This window comes from Streptomyces sp. NPDC002788, from assembly GCF_053592115.1.
Genome location: NZ_JBSFVB010000012.1, coordinates 48,044 through 62,654, shown reverse-complemented (window position 1 = coordinate 62,654; position 14,611 = coordinate 48,044). Strand labels below are relative to the sequence as shown.

Below are 14,611 nucleotides of genomic sequence, written 5' to 3'. Positions count from 1 at the left end.
TCCGCGCCCCCTGGAGGTACTCATGGCATCCGACGGTTTCACCACATGTCTCTGGTTCGACGGCCAGGCCGAGGAGGCGGCCCACTTCTACGTCTCGGTCTTCAAGAACTCCGGCATCGGCAAGATCGCCCGCTACCCCGAGGGAGCACCCCGGCAGGCCGGCAGCGTGATGACCGTCGAGTTCACGGCCAACGGCCACAGGTTCATCGGGCTCAACGGCGGACCGCAGTTCAAGTTCACCGAGGCGGTCTCCTTCATGATCTTCTGCGAGAACCAGGAGGAGATCGACCACTACTGGACCAAGCTCACCGAGAACGGCGGCGAGCCCGGCCCGTGCGGGTGGCTCAAGGACCGGTACGGGGTGTCCTGGCAGGTCGTCCCCGACCGGCTCGACGACATGATCACCGACCCGGATCCGGCGAAGGCGGCCCGGGTGACCGAGGCGTTCATGGCGATGAGCAAGTTCGACATCGCCACCCTGGAGAAGGCGTACGCGGGCGTGTGACGGCCCCGTACGGAGCAGGGCCGCGCCCTTGAGGAGAGCGGCCCCCGGCCCTGCCCTACGCCGTCTCGGCCAGGATCTCCCGGATCACGTGCCGGGAGTTCTCCGCGACCGGCGGGTTCGTGTCCCAGTAGTACGGCAGCGCGATCACCGCGATCGACGGAGCCCAGCCCCTGCCCCGTGCCCACGTGGCCTCGTCGGCGCCCACCGCCTCGCGGAAGACGCCGCGGCCCGGCGGGCAGCAGGCACCAGGCGCTGATGAGGCCGACGGAGGGATCACCCACCCCGACCGTGCCGAAGTCGATCACGGGTCCTCGCCGGGCTCGCCCCGCCCGAGAGGTTCGGGTGAGGCCGCGGGCAGTCCCGGCCCAGTCGGGGCACAGCGCAGTTCATGGGTGATGGCCTCGACGGCGCGGGGATGCCGGGGAAGCCGCACGACCTTGTCCGCACCGAGGCGGTACATGGCGTTCTCCGTACCGGAGGATTCCAGGCGACGCAGGGGCAGCCCCGCCCACCGCGTGAACTGCCGCGCGATCAGCCGGCCGGCCACCTGGCGTCGATGTCCAGTTCGTCCTCATGCATGCGTGCGGCGCACATGGCGCCTATTCGAGCGGTCGGCTCGCCGACTGTCGAATGGTTTTGGTGACCTCCTGGGCGATGCGCAGGATCCCTGGGGAGCGCACCGGGCAGGGCTTCGGCCTGGACGTCGTCGGAGCCAGGCAGAAGTGCAGGTAGTCGTCGTCGCGGTGCAGGGCCGTGCGATCACGGCCGGGCTGCGTGCAGTAGCCGGGGTGGGCGCGCTCGTAGGTCGTGCAGGGCAGGTACTGGGTCCACGTGTAGCGGCCGGTCGCCGGACTGACCGCCTTCCCGGCGTCGGCGACGAGGTCGCCCGAGGCGGCTGCCCGTTTCTCGTAGAGCGCGTTGACGCGCCGGACCCGGTCGGGGGTGATCGGGTCCGGGCCCTGTGTCACCCAGACGATCCTGGGGCGCGTACCGCCCCCGGCCGCGGCGATCTGCTCGGTGAGCCGGCGCGCGTCGTCGGCGTACCGGGTGAAGTACCGGGCCCGGGACTTGTCGTAGGTGATGCCGTCCATGCAGGGCGTGTAGCCCCAGGAGTTCCCCCAGAACTGCAGCACCACGAAGTCGGGCCGCAGTCGGCGTACCAGTGCGGCGGCCTTGTCGGCGGCCGGCACCAGGGACCGCTCGGCGGTGCCCTCCAGGTAGTCGCAGAGCGTGGTGCCGGAGTACGGGGCGCTGGTGTATTCCGCCTTCAAGTCCCGGCGCACCTCCTGCCCGAGGACCTTCTGAGCCTCCATCGCCAGCGAGTCGCCGAGGTACAGCACCTTGGGTGCCCTCTTCGGTTCCGTGGCCGGGGAGGCAGGGGCGCGCTGGTGAGTGGTGGCCGACGCGCGCGGCGCGGTCGGCGCCGGCTCCGCGGGCGCGGACTGCGGATCCCCGCACCCGCCGAGCAGCACCGCGGCGAGTACCGCCCCCACGACCCACGACTTGCGCATACGGCAACTCCCGCCCCCGGTCGGCGAAACGGCCCTCAGGCAAGCACAGCCGGGCGCCGGGCGGAAGACGTACGCCGGACAGGGTGGCCGGATGCGGTCGGCGGTGATCGGAAGCCCGGTGGGCGGACCCGGTCGGCACGGTCGTGCACGCCGCGCAGCCGCCGTCGGCGCGCCCCTCCGCGGGGCGGACCTGCTCGGCGCGCGGGTCCGCCCCGGGATGACTAGCGTGAGGAAACGGACCACCCCCCCAACGGAGAGGGCCGAACCCATGGCCGTGCAACCAGAAGGAACCCCTTGCTGGGCCGACGCGATGTTCAGTGACCTCGAAGGGGCCAAGAGCTTCTACGGGGACGTCCTCGGCTGGACCTTCGCCGAGGCGTCGACCGAGTTCGGCAACTACACCGAGGCCTACTCGAACGGCAAGGCGGTCGCCGCCGTCGTGCCGCCCATGCCCGGCCAGGAAGGCCAGTCGCAGTGGTGCCTGTACTTCGCCGCCGAGGACGCCGCCGCCACCGCCGCCCGGATCCGCGACCACGGCGGCGAGCTGCTGATGGAGCCGATGCGGGTCGCCGACCTCGGCACCATGTGCCTGGCCCGCGACCCGAGCGGTGTGGTCTTCGGCGTCTGGCAGTCCGGCAGTCACGAGGGCTTCCAGGCGATGGCCGAACCGGGCGCCTACACGTGGGCGGAGATCTTCACCCGCGAGCCCGGGAGGTCCGACGCCTTCTTCCCCGCCGTCTTCTCCTACCGGCAGCGGGACATGGAGGACGAGGAGATGGACTTCCGGCTCTACGACCTCGGTGAACGCACCGTGCTGGGCCGGATGAAGATGGGGGAGGAGTTCCCGCCCGAGGTGCCGCCGTACATCAACGTGTACTTCGCCGTCGAGGACTGCGACGAGGCCGTGGCGAGGGCCACCGAACTCGGGGGCGTGCTGCGGTTCGGCCCGATGACCACCCCGTTCGGCCGGTTCGCGGCGATCAGCGACCCGCAGGGCACGAACTTCTCGGTGATCGACACCACGACGACCGAGGGGGACATGCCGAAGCTCACCGACGTGTCGTAGCCGCCCGGCCCCTCCCCGCCCCTCCCGGCCGGACGGCTCCCGCGGCCATGGCATGATCGAGCCCATGCGTGAACGTGTTGTGGCCGCGTGCGACGGGGCTTCGAAGGGAAACCCCGGGCCTGCGGGCTGGGCCTGGGTCGTCGCCGACGCTTCCGAGACGCCGGAGCGGTGGGAGGCGGGGCCGCTCGGCAAGGCCACCAACAACGTCGCCGAACTGACCGCGCTGGAACGCCTGCTGTCGGCGACCGACCCCGATGTGCCGCTCGAGATCCGGATGGACTCGCAGTACGCCATGAAGGCCGTCACCACGTGGCTGCCCGGCTGGAAGCGCAACGGCTGGAAGACGTCCGCCGGCAAGCCGGTGGCCAACCAGGAGCTCGTCGTCCGCATCGACGAGCTCCTCGACGGCCGCTCGGTCGAGTTCCGCTACGTCCCCGCCCACCAGGTCGACGGTGACCGGCTCAACGACTTCGCCGACCGCGCCGCCAGCCAGGCCGCGACCGTCCAGGAGCCCGCGGGCAGCGGCCTCGGCTCCCCCGAGCCGCCGCCCGCCCCGGACGCCCCGGCCAAGGCCCCGCGGGCCCGCTCGCGCGGCGGTTCGTTCCGCGGCGCCAAGGCCTCCGCGGCGAAGGGTTCCGCCGCGAAGGGCTCCACGCGCACCATCAAGGCGAAGTTCCCCGGCCGTTGCCAGTGCGGCCGCTCCTACGCGGCCGGTGAGCCCATCGCCAAGAACGACAGCGGCTGGGGCCACCCGGAGTGCCGCGCGGACGCCACCGTCTGATCAGGCGTCGAACGTGTAGTGCGGCGTGTGGTCCAGCAGGTCCGCCGGGCTGGTGTCGTGCCACGGCCGCATCGTCTCGTGCAGGTCGATCACGTTCGGTGTGCCCGCGGCCGGCAGGTAGCCGGAGCCGGGGTGGCGGCGCTGCCACTCGGCCCACAGCTTGTCTATGTACGCGTGGTGCAGCCAGAACACCGGGTCGTTGGGGGAGACACCGGTGGCCATCTGCCCGCCGACCCAGACGTGGACGCGGTTGTGCAGGTTGACGCCGCGCCACCCTTCCAGATGGTTGCGGAAGCCGTCCGAGCCGCTGTTCCAGGGCGGCATGTCGTACGTCGGCATCGACAGCACCGACTCGACGTCCGCCCGGGTCGGCAGCCCGCGTCCCCCGGAGCCGAGGGAGCGGCGCAGGAACGTACGGCCGTCGACCCGCACGTTGATCGGCCAGTTGCCGCTCGCCGCGGAGAACGGCCCGTCCGTCACCCGGCCGTCCCGCTCGCGCCCGGTGCCCCCGAGGAAGTCGGGCGCCCACAGCGAGGCGCGGGGCGTGCGGTCGACGGTCCAGTCCCAGTACGGCAGGGCCACCGACGCGTCCACCGACTGCAGTGCCCGCTCGAACTCCAGGAGGAATCTCCGGTGCCAGGGCAGGAAGGACGGCGAGCGGTGGCCGGTCCGCTCGCCGTTGTCGGTGTCGGAGACGATGAACGCGTTGTGCGTCGTGACGAACTCGTCGTAGCGGCCGCTGCGCTTCAGCTCGACCAGCGCGGCGACGAAACGCCGCTTCTCGTCGGCGGTGAGGGCGGACTGGTTCTTGCGGACAGCCATGTGCGGGTGCTCCAGATGCCTTGCGGGACGGGTCAGTTGGCGGGGAAGGGCAGCAGTGGTGCGCCCTGCAGCTCGTCCACCGCGGCGCGGGCGGCGGCCCGCGGGGTGGGTACCGGGTCGTAGTGGCTGACGACGCTGATCCAGCTGCCGTCGGCGTTGCGCATCACGTGCAGCTCCACCCCGTCGACGAACACCGCGTAACCCGCGCCGTGGTGGTGGTGACCGGTCCCGGTGGCCGGACGGCCTTGTATCCGGCGGCCCCTGTAGACCTCGTCGAAGGTCCCGGGGGAGTGCTGGTGCCCGGCGGCCGCCGCCGGGGTGATGGCAGGCAGGGTTCCCGCGGCGGTGGCGAGGGCGGCCGCGGCGGTGAGCGCGCGGCGACGGCTGAGTTCCGGCATACGGACCTCCTGGGTCGGTTCTGCTGATGACCCCGCATGCCTACCGGCCCGCGCGGTACCGGGAGAAATCCACGCGAGCCGGTTGGCTGTGATCCGGGCAATTACCCACATGTCGTGCAAGATTGAACGAAGATGATCTTGCTGTGAGGGATCCGCGCAGGACGGTGGAAGGGGAAATTCCACTCGTGAGGGGCGCCGGGGCGGATGTTTCTCCCGGTGCTCCGTGCCGCCCGTGGTGCGCGTCACGCCGCGAAACTGACGCGATTCGGCGGTCCGGTCGATGATGCCTGCCTGCTGCTACTCTGCGTCGGCAATCGACAGCTCTCAGTGATTCTCAGGGGTGCGCGTGAAGGTCGCCTGTGTCGGCGGCGGGCCCGCCGGTCTGTATCTCTCCATCCTGCTCAAGCGGCAGGACCCGGCCCACGACATCACCGTCCACGAACGCGACCCGGAGGGATCGACCTATGGCTGGGGCGTGACCTACTGGCGCGGACTGCTCGATCAACTCCACCGGCACGACCCCGAGTCGGCGCGGATCCTCGACGCCGACTCCGTCCGCTGGCGTGACGGTGTCGCCCACGTCCGGGACCTGACGGCCCGGCACCGCGGTGACGAGGGCCACGGCATCGGCCGCCACCGCCTGCTGGAGGTCCTCGCCGCCCGTGCCCGCGACCTCGGCGTGCGCCTGGAGTACGAGCGCGAGATCACCGGGGGCGACCTGCCCGCCCACGCCGACTTGATCGTGGCGGCCGACGGCGTGCGCAGCGCGCTGCGCGGCCGGCATGCCGCGCACTTCGGCACCCGGCTCACGGCCGGACGCAACCACTACGTCTGGCTCGGTACCACCAAGGTCTTCGATGCCTTCACCTTCGCCTTCGTGGAGACCGGCCACGGCTGGATCTGGTGCTACGGCTACGGATACGGTCCCGACCGAAGCACCTGCGTCTTCGAATGCGCACCCCGGACCTGGACCGGACTCGGGCTGGACCGGGCGGGCGAGGCCGAGGGGCGGGCCCTGCTGGAGAGACTCTTCGCCGGCGTCCTGGACGGTCACCCCCTGCTGGGCCGTCCCGGCGGCAGCCCCTGGCAGACCTTCCGCACCCTCACCAACCGCACCTGGCACCACGGCAACCTCGTCCTGCTCGGCGACGCAGCCCACACCACCCACTACTCCATCGGCGCCGGCACCACCCTCGCCCTGGAGGACGCGATCGCCCTGGCCGCCGCGCTGCGCGAGCACAGCACACTCCCCGAGGCCCTCGCACGCTACGAAGCCGAGCGCAAGGCCGCCCTCCTGCCCGTGCAGAGCGCGGCCCGCTACAGCGCCCAGTGGTACGAGAACCTCCCGCGCTACATCCACCTCCCCCCGGAGCGCATGTTCGCCCTGCTCGGCCAGCGCCACTCGCCCCTGCTGCCGTACGTCCCGCCGCAGCTGTACTACCGGCTCGACCGGGCGGCGGTGCGGCTGGAGCCCCTGCGCCGGTTCAAGCGCTGGATCGGTCCGAAGGTCGCGCGGACGGTCCACGCGCGGGCGCTCTCCGCCCGCGAATAATCACGGGCCCCTTGGGTGAATTGTCATTCACCAGTTATGGTGAATGACAATTCACCCGCCGCCTCGCCAGGGGCGCCGCCGCTGGAGTGCCGATGGACCAGACCCACGCGATACGCAAACCGTCCGGTGCGAGCACCGCCCGGGACCGGCTCACCGTCCCGGTGCTCGCGTTCGGCGGCATCCTCATGGCCGTCATGCAGACCGTGGTCGTGCCCCTGCTGCCCGACCTGCCCCGGCTGACCGGCGCCTCCGCGAGCACCGTCTCCTGGATGGTCACGGCCACCCTGCTCTCCGGGGCCGTCCTCACCCCGGTCCTGGGCCGGGCCGGCGACATGTACGGCAAGCGGCGCGTGCTCATGTCGGCCCTCGTGCTGATGACCGCCGGCTCGGTCCTGTGCGCCCTGTCCTCCGACATCGGCGTGCTCATCGCCGCCCGCACCCTGTCCGGAGCCGCCGCCGCGGTCGTCCCGCTGTCCATCAGCATCCTGCGGGACGAACTGCCGCCCGAGCGCCAGGGATCGGCCGTGGCGCTGATGAGCTCCACCGTCGGCATCGGCGCCGCGCTCGGTCTGCCGCTGGCCGCCGTGATCGTGCAGTACGCGAACTGGCACACCATGTTCTGGGTGACCAGCGCCCTCGGCGCCACGGGCGTGACGCTGGTGTGGTGGGCGGTGCGCGAGTCGCCCGTACGGGAGCCGGGCCGGTTCGACGTACCGGGCGCGCTGGGACTGGCCACCGGGCTGGTGTGCCTGCTGCTCGGGGTGTCCCAGGGCGGACAGTGGGGCTGGGGCGGCCCGCGCGTCCTGGCCCTGTTCGCCGGCGCCGCCGTCGTGCTCGCCCTGTGGTGGTGGCAGCAGCTGCGGGCCGAACAGCCGTTGGTCGACCTGCGGTTGGTCGCACAGCCCCGGGTCGGGCTGTCCCATGTGGCCGCGCTGCTCGCCGGGTTCGCGTTCTACGCCAACACCCTGGTCACCGCCCAGCTGGTGCAGGCGCCCCAGGCCACCGGGTACGGGCTCGGGCTGTCCATCGTCGCCACCGGACTGTGCCTGCTGCCCAGCGGCGTCGTCATGCTGCTGCTGTCGCCCGTCTCCGCCCGGATCTCCGCCGCGCGCGGCCCGCGTGTCACCCTCGCCCTCGGGGCGGCGGTCATCGCCGCCGGGTACGCGGTCCGTATCGCCGACAGCCGCGACCTGTGGATGATCATCACGGGAGCCACGGTCGTCGCGATCGGGACCACACTGGCCTACTCGGCGCTGCCCACGCTCATCCTGCGGGCCGTGCCGGCCGGGCAGACCGCCTCCGCCAACGGCGTCAACGTCCTGATGCGGACGATCGGCCAGGCCGGCTCCAGTGCCGCCGTGGCCGCCGTCCTCGTGCACCACACGAGCCCCGTCCAGGGAGCGCCCGTGCCGACCCTGCACGGCTACCTCCTGGCCTTCACGATGGCCGCCGCGGTCGCTCTCGCGGCCGCCGCGGCGGCGCTGTGCATCCCCGGCGACACCGCTCAGGGCGCGGCGGACGGGCCCGCGCCGGCCGGGGACCGCACCCGGGGCGCACGAGACCGGGCGATGGAGGGAGCATGAGTGCCGTGAGCACTCCACCCGTCACGCCCGCACCGGCCCGCAGGGACGCCGAGTCGACCAAGGCGGCCATCCTGAGGGCGGCCCGCCATCTGCTGGCCCGGCACGCGCACGCCGACATCACCCTCAAGGCGGTCGCCGACCGCGCCGGCGTGAGTCCGCCGCTGATCCTCAAGTACTTCGGCAACAAGGACGCGCTGTTCGCCCGGGTCATGTCCTTCGAGACCGACGCCGACGCCCTGTTGGCCGCGCCCCTCGCGGAGCTCGGCCCGCACATGGTCCGGCACGTGCTGGTCAGCCAGTCCGAGCAGGGCGCCGACCCGCTGCTGCGGATCGTGTTCGCGCCGCTGCACGGCGAGCAGGGCGACATCCTGCGCGCCAACTTCCGCACCCAGGTGACCGACCGCCTCACCTCCCGCCTCACCGGCCCCGACGCGGGACTGCGCGCCGAACTCGCCGTCGCCACCCTCCTTGGCCTGGGCGTGATGTACGGCATCGCCCGCGGCACCGAGATCCGGGCGAGCACGGTCGACGCCCTGGTGGACCGGTACGCGCCCGCGGTACAGGCCTACCTGACCTGATAGGCCTCACTCGGAGGGCTTCAGGCGAACAGCCGGTCCAGGAAGGCGTTGCCGTACACGCCGTGCTGGTCGAGCCGGTCCAGCACCGCCACCGCCTCGGCCCACTCGGCCGACCCGACCGCGGCCGGAACCACCGAGCCCAGCACCTCCGGGTCCCTCCACACCCCGTCGTCGGTGTACGCCCACCCCTTGGACCACTCCACCCGGGTGAGGGCGAAACCGCCGTCGAAGGTGCGCACCAGGAACCGCTCGATGTCGCGCAGGAACGCCTCCGCGTCATCGGCCGTGTCGCCACGCCCAGTTGACGACGGTGACCACCTGGCCCGGGTCGGCGGGCGCGCAGGCCCACAGCCCGTCGACGGTGATCTCGCCGACCCAGTTCCGGTACGCCGAGCGGTACAGGGCGACGTCCGCCGGGAAGTCCGGCAACTCCACGGCGGTGGCCGCCGGATCCGCCGGCAGTCCCGGTGCGGCGGCCAGCGCCGCGGCGGTCAGGAGGAAGCCCCGGCGCGTCCGACGCGGTTCGTCCGGAGGAAGGTTTCTCACTGAACCAGTGGTCACGTGCGGTCACGCTAGGGCCTTTTGACACATGACAGGTTCCTGTCGCCTTTATTCACTCGTGTGAGTGAGCCTGGCGGGAATGAGGGGCCAGAGCGATACGTTCCGCGCGGGGCCGTGACAGGTGACAGACTGACGCCCATGGACGAGCGCACATTCGACAGGTCGGGTCAGCACGCTTCCGTCGTCGGTCTCGGTACGTGGCAGCTGGGTGCCGACTGGGGGGACGTCGACGACAAGGAAGCCCTCGCGGTGCTGGAGGCGGCGGCCGAGTCCGGGGTGACCTTCTTCGACACCGCCGACGTGTACGGCGACGGCCGCAGCGAACAGACCATCGCCGCCTTCCTCGGCGGCCGGCCGGACCTGCACGTCATGGTCGCCACCAAGATGGGCCGCAGGGTCGAGCAGATCCCCGAGAACTACGTCCTCGCCGATTTCCGCGCCTGGAGCGACCGCTCCCGGCGCAACCTCGGTGTCGACCGGATCGACCTGGTGCAGCTGCACTGCCCGCCGACGCCCGTCTACTCCACCGACGAGGTGTTCGACGCCCTCGACACCCTGGTCCAGGAGGGACGCGTCGCCGCGTACGGCGTCAGCGTGGAGACCTGCCAGGAGGCGCTGACCGCGATCGCCCGGCCGAACGTGGCCAGTGTGCAGATCATCCTCAACCCGTTCCGCATGAAGCCGCTTCGCGAGGTGCTCCCGGCCGCCCGTGAGGCCGGCGTCGGCATCATCGCCCGCGTCCCGCTGGCCTCCGGCCTGCTGTCGGGCAAGTACACGCGCGACACCGTCTTCCCGGAGAACGACCACCGCACCTACAACCGGCACGGCGAGTCCTTCGACGTGGGCGAGACCTTCTCCGGCGTCGACTACGCCACCGGCGTCGAGGCGGCCGCCGAGTTCGCCGCGCTCGCCCCGGAGGGGTACACACCGGCCCAGCTGGCCCTGCGCTGGATCATCGAGCAGCCCGGCGTCACGACCGTGATCCCCGGCGCCCGCTCACCCGAGCAGGCCCGCGCCAACGCGGCCGCCGCCCGCCTGCCGCGGCTGCCCGGCGAGACACTGACCGCGATCCGCGACCTCTACGACCGGCGGATCAAGGACCAGGTCGAATCCCGCTGGTAGGCACGGCCCTCACGGCTCCAGGAGCAGCTGCCTCTCCTGCTCCTGGTCGCCGGAGGCGGCACCGTCGTCACGAGCGGTGAAGACCCGGGCGAGCGTGTCGCTCGCCCGCCGGACGGCCTCCGGGCTGCCCTGCACGGTGACGGTCACCGGCGCGGACAGGCGCCCCGCGCTCTCCCCGCCGCTCCCGGCGGAACCTCCGTCCGTGTCGCCGTCGAAGGTCGCCGTGTGCACCGTCGCGTTCTCGTCGGCGGGCCGTTCGTCGGGCGCTCCGAAGGTGCCCTCCAGCGCCCGGACGACCGCTCGTGCGTCGTCCGCGCCTCCGCCGCTGAGCGTCACGGTGAGCTGCGTATGGGACATGCGTCCACGACCTCCTCGGTGCTCTGCGTCATTCGCGCCGTCCGTGTAACCGTCCCCTGATCGCTCAAACCGCCGCCGGACCGGGACAACGGCTCTTTACGGGGCACACGGGAAGCGGAGGGCCGGATCGAGCAGAAGGAGGAACAGTGGCGGACACGTCGGAGGGCGGGGCCATGCGCAGGGGGCGCAACGAGACGGAGGAGGAGAGAGCGGACCGGATGTGGCAGGAGCTCATCCAGGAGGTCCGCGTCGCGCAGATGGGCGTGCAGATCCTGTTCGGTTTTCTGCTCACCGTGGTGTTCACCGAGAAGTACGACGACCTTTCCGACACCGACCAGATGATCTACATGGTGACGGTCGTCCTCGGCGCCTGCGCGACCGGGGCGCTCATAGGGCCGGTGTCCCTGCACCGCCTCGTGTCCGGGCGGCGCGTGAAACCGCAGGCGGTGCGGCTGGCCTCCCGGCTGACGGTGCTCGGCCTCGTGCTGCTGCTCGCCACGACGACCGCCTCACTGCTGCTGATCCTGCGCGTGGCGACGCACAACGGCTTCGTTCCCTACCTGGTCGCCGGCGTGGTCGGCTGGTATCTGCTGTGCTGGTTCGTCCTGCCCCTGTGGACCAGGTACCGCCACACCTCCAGGTGACGGCGACAGCGAGCCGCCGGCCGGCGGCGCAGACCGTGCGCGCGCCCGGCCTCCGGCGCCGCTTCGAGCGCAGGACCAGCACCGCGACCACACCGCGAGGCGAGGGCGGCGGGCAGGGACAGGCGCGGGCCGGGACGCACGTCGGACACGTCGGACATGGCGGGCTCCTCTCGTGGCAGCCCATCGTCCCGGCGGCAGCGGGGCGGTGGCACGTGTACGGCCGCCCGGCTCGCCCCGCGGTTCAGCTCCCGGCGATGACGTTCGCCAGGAAGTCGTCGAGACGGACCTCCTCACGGCCCGGCGGGACCAGTTCGTGGGTTTCCCGGAGGAACGCCGCGAAGGCCGGGGCCCACGCGAACACCACCGCGTGGTGACGGCCGCCGTCGGAACGGGCGTCACCGAAGAACTCCATGCGCAGCTCCTGCCACATGCCCCGTGACTCGGGGCGCATCCGCACGTCGCCCACCCCGACCGGACGCCGCAGCGCGTCGCCGAGCATCTCCCGGTCCAGCTGCCACCGGGCGAGGACCCGGCCGTCATGGCTGAAGACGACGGTGACGGCGAACGGGTCCGAGGCGTCGTAGCTCAGGTGGGCGAGTACGGAGAAACGGTCCGTGTCACCCGCCTGCAACTGCACCACCACGGTTTTGTGGACGAAGGAGTTCACGAGAGGGCCTCCGGGAAGAACCGACGTAGAGCCCTCTTGTACCCACGATTTCCGCGAGATGCTCCGCTCTACGGGTGATTCCCGCGGGCGCCGCGCAGCGACTCGATACAGACCGCCACGGCCCGCTGGAGCTCCTCCAGACGCTGCACCATGTCGTCCTCGTAGTACTCTTACTCCCCGGCGTCGTCGAAGGTCAGCTCCTCGAACACCTTGGTCGCCTTCTGCAGGCTGCTGCAGAACTTCGTGCGCCGCTCCTGCACCCGCAGCCCCGGATCGGCCTACACAGCCTCCACGACCAGGGACTTCACGGTGGCGTACGCTTCGGCGGCCCACTCGCCGGCGCCCTCGCCCTCGTCCAGTTCGTCGAGCAGCGACAGGTGCCGTTCGGCCTCCTGACGGAGGTCGGCGGGGGCGTCGACGGTCTGCCCGGCGGGCGTCCTGACCTGCCCCGACTCGGCGATCTGGCGTACGTATCCGATGCGGTCGGCCGCCCGGCTCTCGCCGGCGACGGCCTTCTTCAGCTCATCGGTGCCCTCGCTCCCGGTCCCCGTCCCGGCGTGCCGTAATGCGTTTCCCCGCCAGGCCCGGGTGCGCGAGGATGTGCCGCATGGTGCGACCGGAGGCCGGCGAGGTGCTGCGCCGCTGTGCCGAGTGCGGCGGATACGAGTACGGCGGTGCTCCCGCCTGTGCCGTCTGCCGCGCACGGGTGGACGGCATCATCGAGGCGGAGTGGGCCGCCTTCCTGCGGAGTCGGGGCGCCGCCGCAGGAGATGACCGGGAGCGGGTGCTGGCCGGCACGGTCGCGGCCGAACCCGACCGGTACGACTGGCGGGTGGTGGACGCCGCCCTGGACCGGCTGGTGTGCCCCGACTGCGGCGACCGGCTCGCCCGCGGCCCGGCCGGCTGCCCGGCCTGCGACCTCGCGCACGGTTTTCGCTACGCCGCGATCGAGACGGACCGGCCGGGCGTCCCGCCGGGCAACGAGCACGCGATCCGCGTCAATGTCTCGGTGGTGCGCAGGCCCCAGGTCTCCTCCGAGAGCGAAGTGCTCGTCCGGCGCCTGCTGCTGCCCCTGCTCCTGGCCGGATTCCTGCCCACCACCCAGGAGGCGCAGCGGATGAGCGCGCTCATGAAGAAGAGCCCCCCGCAACGGAGGGCTCAACTGGTCGGACAGGCCGTCGAGGCGCTGGCGGAAAACCTCAGCCGAACGCGTCGCGCAGGGCGGGCAGCAGGGTCTTCTCCGACCAGTCCAGGTACGCCGGCTGCGACTCGCCGCCGATCTGGACGAGGGCGATCTCGCTGAACCCGGCCTCCGCGTAGGGGCGGACGGCGTCGACGAACGCCTCCGGGTCGTCGCCGCAGGGGATGGAGTCGGCGACGTCGTCGGGCGTGACGAACTGGGTCGCCGCGTCGAACGAATCCGGGTGCGGCAGCTCCGAGTTGACCTTCCAGCCGCTGCCGAACCAGCGGAACTGGGAGTGCGCCCGCTTGATGGCCGTGTCCCGGTCGGGGTCGTAGCAGACGGGCAACTGGCCCACGCGGGGTTTGCCCTCACCGCCGTGCCGGTCGAACGCCTCCAGCAGGTGCGCCTTGGGCTCGGTGGCGATCACCAGGTCGCCGAGCCGGCCCGCGAGTTCGCACGACCGCTCACCGGAGACCGCGATGCCGATGGGCGGCGCCTCGTCCGGCAGGTCCCACAGCCGGGCCGACTCCACGTCGAAGTGCGTGCCGCGATGGTTGACGTGGCGGCCCGCGAAGAGGGCGCGGATGATCTCCACGGCCTCCTCGAACATCTCGTGCCGCACATCGACGGACGGCCAGCCGCCGCCCACGACATGCTCGTTGAGGTTTTCGCCCGAGCCGAGCCCCAGCCGGAAGCGGCCCTCCGACAGCAACTGCACCGTCGCCGCCTTCTGCGCCACCACCGCCGGGTGGTAGCGGAACGTCGGGCACGTCACGTACGTCATCAGCGGAATACGCGACGTGGCCTGGGCTGCCGCTCCGAGCACGGCCCACGCGTACGGCGAGTGGCCCTGCGAGCGCAGCCACGGGAAGTAGTGGTCCGAGGTCACCGAGAAGTCGAAGCCCGCCTCCTCGGCCCGCACCACGTGGTCGACGAGGTCGCGGGGGCCGGCCTGCTCGGTCATCATCGTGTATCCGATTTGCACCATAACCGTCGAGTCCCCTGACGGTGGGCGGGGAAACGGGCCGATCAAGGTCCGCCGGCAGGGGCAGGATGCCCGCATGAGCCTTCTCGCACCGCCCCCTTCCGAACCCGCCGCCCAGGGAGTCGCCGCGTCCGGCGTCCACGCCTTCCTCGACGCCCTCGAAGCCACCCCGGGACAGAGGCGCACAGCCTGATGATCGTGCGGCACGGAGCGGCTGTTGTTTGAAGGGTGGGTGGCCCGGGCCACCCACCCGCACCTACGGTCCGCGGGAGCCACGGGCGACGTGGACAGGGAGG

The 14,611-nt window shown here is 71.8% G+C and carries 17 protein-coding genes and 2 pseudogenes; 9 read left to right on the top strand and 10 right to left on the bottom strand.

The window, feature by feature from the left end:
* The first annotated feature begins 22 nt into the window (after window positions 1-22).
* The gene (locus ACWD1U_RS22570; RefSeq protein ID WP_451109941.1) at window positions 23-505 is read left to right on the top strand and encodes a VOC family protein; all 483 of its coding nucleotides are present in this window, start codon (window positions 23-25) and stop codon (window positions 503-505) included.
* Window positions 506-560: 55 nt separating this feature from the next.
* Here ACWD1U_RS22570 and ACWD1U_RS22565 read toward each other — a convergent pair.
* Together ACWD1U_RS22565 and ACWD1U_RS22560 are read right to left on the bottom strand one after the other, a co-directional pair.
* Window positions 561-1,099, bottom strand: a pseudogene (locus ACWD1U_RS22565) (hypothetical protein).
* Between the two features lie 5 nt (window positions 1,100-1,104).
* A complete protein-coding gene (locus ACWD1U_RS22560) occupies window positions 1,105-2,016 on the bottom strand; it encodes an SGNH/GDSL hydrolase family protein (protein WP_451109939.1) in 912 nt (303 codons plus the stop codon).
* A 268-nt stretch (window positions 2,017-2,284) separates the two neighbouring features.
* Here ACWD1U_RS22560 and ACWD1U_RS22555 point away from each other — a divergent pair, with 268 nt between their 5' ends.
* Window positions 2,285-3,082, top strand: a complete 798-nt coding sequence (locus ACWD1U_RS22555) for a VOC family protein (RefSeq protein WP_451109937.1) — start codon at window positions 2,285-2,287, stop codon at window positions 3,080-3,082.
* A gap of 52 nt (window positions 3,083-3,134) precedes the next feature.
* Window positions 3,135-3,863, top strand: a complete 729-nt coding sequence (locus ACWD1U_RS22550; protein WP_451109935.1) for a ribonuclease H family protein — start codon at window positions 3,135-3,137, stop codon at window positions 3,861-3,863.
* Here ACWD1U_RS22550 and melC2 read toward each other — a convergent pair whose 3' ends face one another.
* Both melC2 and melC1 read right to left on the bottom strand, forming a co-directional pair.
* Window positions 3,864-4,685 (bottom strand): tyrosinase MelC2, encoded by an 822-nt coding sequence (gene melC2, locus ACWD1U_RS22545; protein WP_451109933.1) that lies wholly within the window; start codon window positions 4,683-4,685, stop codon window positions 3,864-3,866.
* Between the two features lie 32 nt (window positions 4,686-4,717).
* The gene (gene melC1, locus ACWD1U_RS22540) at window positions 4,718-5,083 is read right to left on the bottom strand and encodes an apotyrosinase chaperone MelC1 (RefSeq protein ID WP_451109931.1); all 366 of its coding nucleotides are present in this window, start codon (window positions 5,081-5,083) and stop codon (window positions 4,718-4,720) included.
* A gap of 340 nt (window positions 5,084-5,423) precedes the next feature.
* On the opposite strand from melC1, the gene ACWD1U_RS22535 reads away from it, so the two are divergent.
* The 3 genes from ACWD1U_RS22535 (at window position 5,424) to ACWD1U_RS22525 (ending at window position 8,796) form a co-directional block, all read left to right on the top strand.
* On the top strand, window positions 5,424-6,635 hold the full coding sequence (locus ACWD1U_RS22535; RefSeq protein WP_451109930.1) for an FAD-dependent monooxygenase: 1,212 nt from the start codon (window positions 5,424-5,426) through the stop codon (window positions 6,633-6,635).
* A gap of 92 nt (window positions 6,636-6,727) precedes the next feature.
* On the top strand, window positions 6,728-8,218 hold the full coding sequence (locus tag ACWD1U_RS22530; RefSeq protein WP_451109928.1) for an MFS transporter: 1,491 nt from the start codon (window positions 6,728-6,730) through the stop codon (window positions 8,216-8,218).
* The gene (locus ACWD1U_RS22525; protein ID WP_451109927.1) at window positions 8,215-8,796 is read left to right on the top strand and encodes a TetR/AcrR family transcriptional regulator; all 582 of its coding nucleotides are present in this window, start codon (window positions 8,215-8,217) and stop codon (window positions 8,794-8,796) included. Before ACWD1U_RS22530 ends, ACWD1U_RS22525 begins: the two co-directional genes overlap by 4 nt.
* 20 nt (window positions 8,797-8,816) lie before the next feature.
* Here the strand turns inward: ACWD1U_RS22525 and ACWD1U_RS22520 are convergent, their stop codons facing one another.
* Window positions 8,817-9,035, bottom strand: a complete 219-nt coding sequence (locus tag ACWD1U_RS22520; RefSeq protein ID WP_451109925.1) for a cholesterol oxidase substrate-binding domain-containing protein — start codon at window positions 9,033-9,035, stop codon at window positions 8,817-8,819.
* Between the two features lie 37 nt (window positions 9,036-9,072).
* Complete coding sequence (locus ACWD1U_RS22515) at window positions 9,073-9,342, bottom strand: hypothetical protein (protein WP_451109923.1); 270 nt, start codon at window positions 9,340-9,342, stop codon at window positions 9,073-9,075.
* Window positions 9,343-9,495: 153 nt separating this feature from the next.
* Between ACWD1U_RS22515 and ACWD1U_RS22510 the strand changes: the two genes are divergently transcribed.
* Window positions 9,496-10,479: an aldo/keto reductase gene (locus ACWD1U_RS22510; RefSeq protein ID WP_451109921.1), complete on the top strand. Its 984-nt coding sequence runs from the start codon at window positions 9,496-9,498 to the stop codon at window positions 10,477-10,479.
* Between the two features lie 9 nt (window positions 10,480-10,488).
* Here the strand turns inward: ACWD1U_RS22510 and ACWD1U_RS22505 are convergent, their stop codons facing one another.
* A complete protein-coding gene (locus tag ACWD1U_RS22505; protein ID WP_451109920.1) occupies window positions 10,489-10,836 on the bottom strand; it encodes a hypothetical protein in 348 nt (115 codons plus the stop codon).
* 173 nt (window positions 10,837-11,009) lie between these two features.
* Between ACWD1U_RS22505 and ACWD1U_RS22500 the strand changes: the two genes are divergently transcribed.
* Window positions 11,010-11,480, top strand: a complete 471-nt coding sequence (locus tag ACWD1U_RS22500) for a DUF6328 family protein (RefSeq protein WP_451110213.1) — start codon at window positions 11,010-11,012, stop codon at window positions 11,478-11,480.
* Between the two features lie 241 nt (window positions 11,481-11,721).
* Here ACWD1U_RS22500 and ACWD1U_RS22495 read toward each other — a convergent pair whose 3' ends face one another.
* Complete coding sequence (locus ACWD1U_RS22495; protein WP_451109918.1) at window positions 11,722-12,147, bottom strand: SsgA family sporulation/cell division regulator; 426 nt, start codon at window positions 12,145-12,147, stop codon at window positions 11,722-11,724.
* A 68-nt stretch (window positions 12,148-12,215) separates the two neighbouring features.
* Window positions 12,216-12,677: pseudogene (locus ACWD1U_RS22490) on the bottom strand (hypothetical protein); the annotation flags it as partial.
* A gap of 176 nt (window positions 12,678-12,853) precedes the next feature.
* Between ACWD1U_RS22490 and ACWD1U_RS22485 the strand changes: the two are divergent.
* The gene (locus ACWD1U_RS22485) at window positions 12,854-13,450 is read left to right on the top strand and encodes a hypothetical protein (protein WP_451109916.1); all 597 of its coding nucleotides are present in this window, start codon (window positions 12,854-12,856) and stop codon (window positions 13,448-13,450) included.
* On the opposite strand, the gene ACWD1U_RS22480 is transcribed toward ACWD1U_RS22485, so the two are convergent.
* Window positions 13,347-14,318 (bottom strand): LLM class F420-dependent oxidoreductase, encoded by a 972-nt coding sequence (locus ACWD1U_RS22480; protein WP_451109914.1) that lies wholly within the window; start codon window positions 14,316-14,318, stop codon window positions 13,347-13,349. The genes ACWD1U_RS22485 and ACWD1U_RS22480 overlap by 104 nt on opposite strands.
* Window positions 14,319-14,611: the final 293 nt, after the last annotated feature.

Coding starts and splice junctions, on each gene's coding strand:
- ACWD1U_RS22570 (WP_451109941.1), top strand. CDS start 23: ATGGCATCCGACGGTTTCACCACATGTCTCTGGTTCGACGGCCAGGCC.
- ACWD1U_RS22560 (WP_451109939.1), bottom strand. CDS start 2,016: ATGCGCAAGTCGTGGGTCGTGGGGGCGGTACTCGCCGCGGTGCTGCTC.
- ACWD1U_RS22555 (WP_451109937.1), top strand. CDS start 2,285: ATGGCCGTGCAACCAGAAGGAACCCCTTGCTGGGCCGACGCGATGTTC.
- ACWD1U_RS22550 (WP_451109935.1), top strand. CDS start 3,135: ATGATCGAGCCCATGCGTGAACGTGTTGTGGCCGCGTGCGACGGGGCT.
- melC2 (WP_451109933.1), bottom strand. CDS start 4,685: ATGGCTGTCCGCAAGAACCAGTCCGCCCTCACCGCCGACGAGAAGCGG.
- melC1 (WP_451109931.1), bottom strand. CDS start 5,083: ATGCCGGAACTCAGCCGTCGCCGCGCGCTCACCGCCGCGGCCGCCCTC.
- ACWD1U_RS22530 (WP_451109928.1), top strand. CDS start 6,728: ATGGACCAGACCCACGCGATACGCAAACCGTCCGGTGCGAGCACCGCC.
- ACWD1U_RS22525 (WP_451109927.1), top strand. CDS start 8,215: ATGAGTGCCGTGAGCACTCCACCCGTCACGCCCGCACCGGCCCGCAGG.
- ACWD1U_RS22510 (WP_451109921.1), top strand. CDS start 9,496: ATGGACGAGCGCACATTCGACAGGTCGGGTCAGCACGCTTCCGTCGTC.
- ACWD1U_RS22505 (WP_451109920.1), bottom strand. CDS start 10,836: ATGTCCCATACGCAGCTCACCGTGACGCTCAGCGGCGGAGGCGCGGAC.
- ACWD1U_RS22500 (WP_451110213.1), top strand. CDS start 11,010: ATGCGCAGGGGGCGCAACGAGACGGAGGAGGAGAGAGCGGACCGGATG.
- ACWD1U_RS22480 (WP_451109914.1), bottom strand. CDS start 14,318: ATGGTGCAAATCGGATACACGATGATGACCGAGCAGGCCGGCCCCCGC.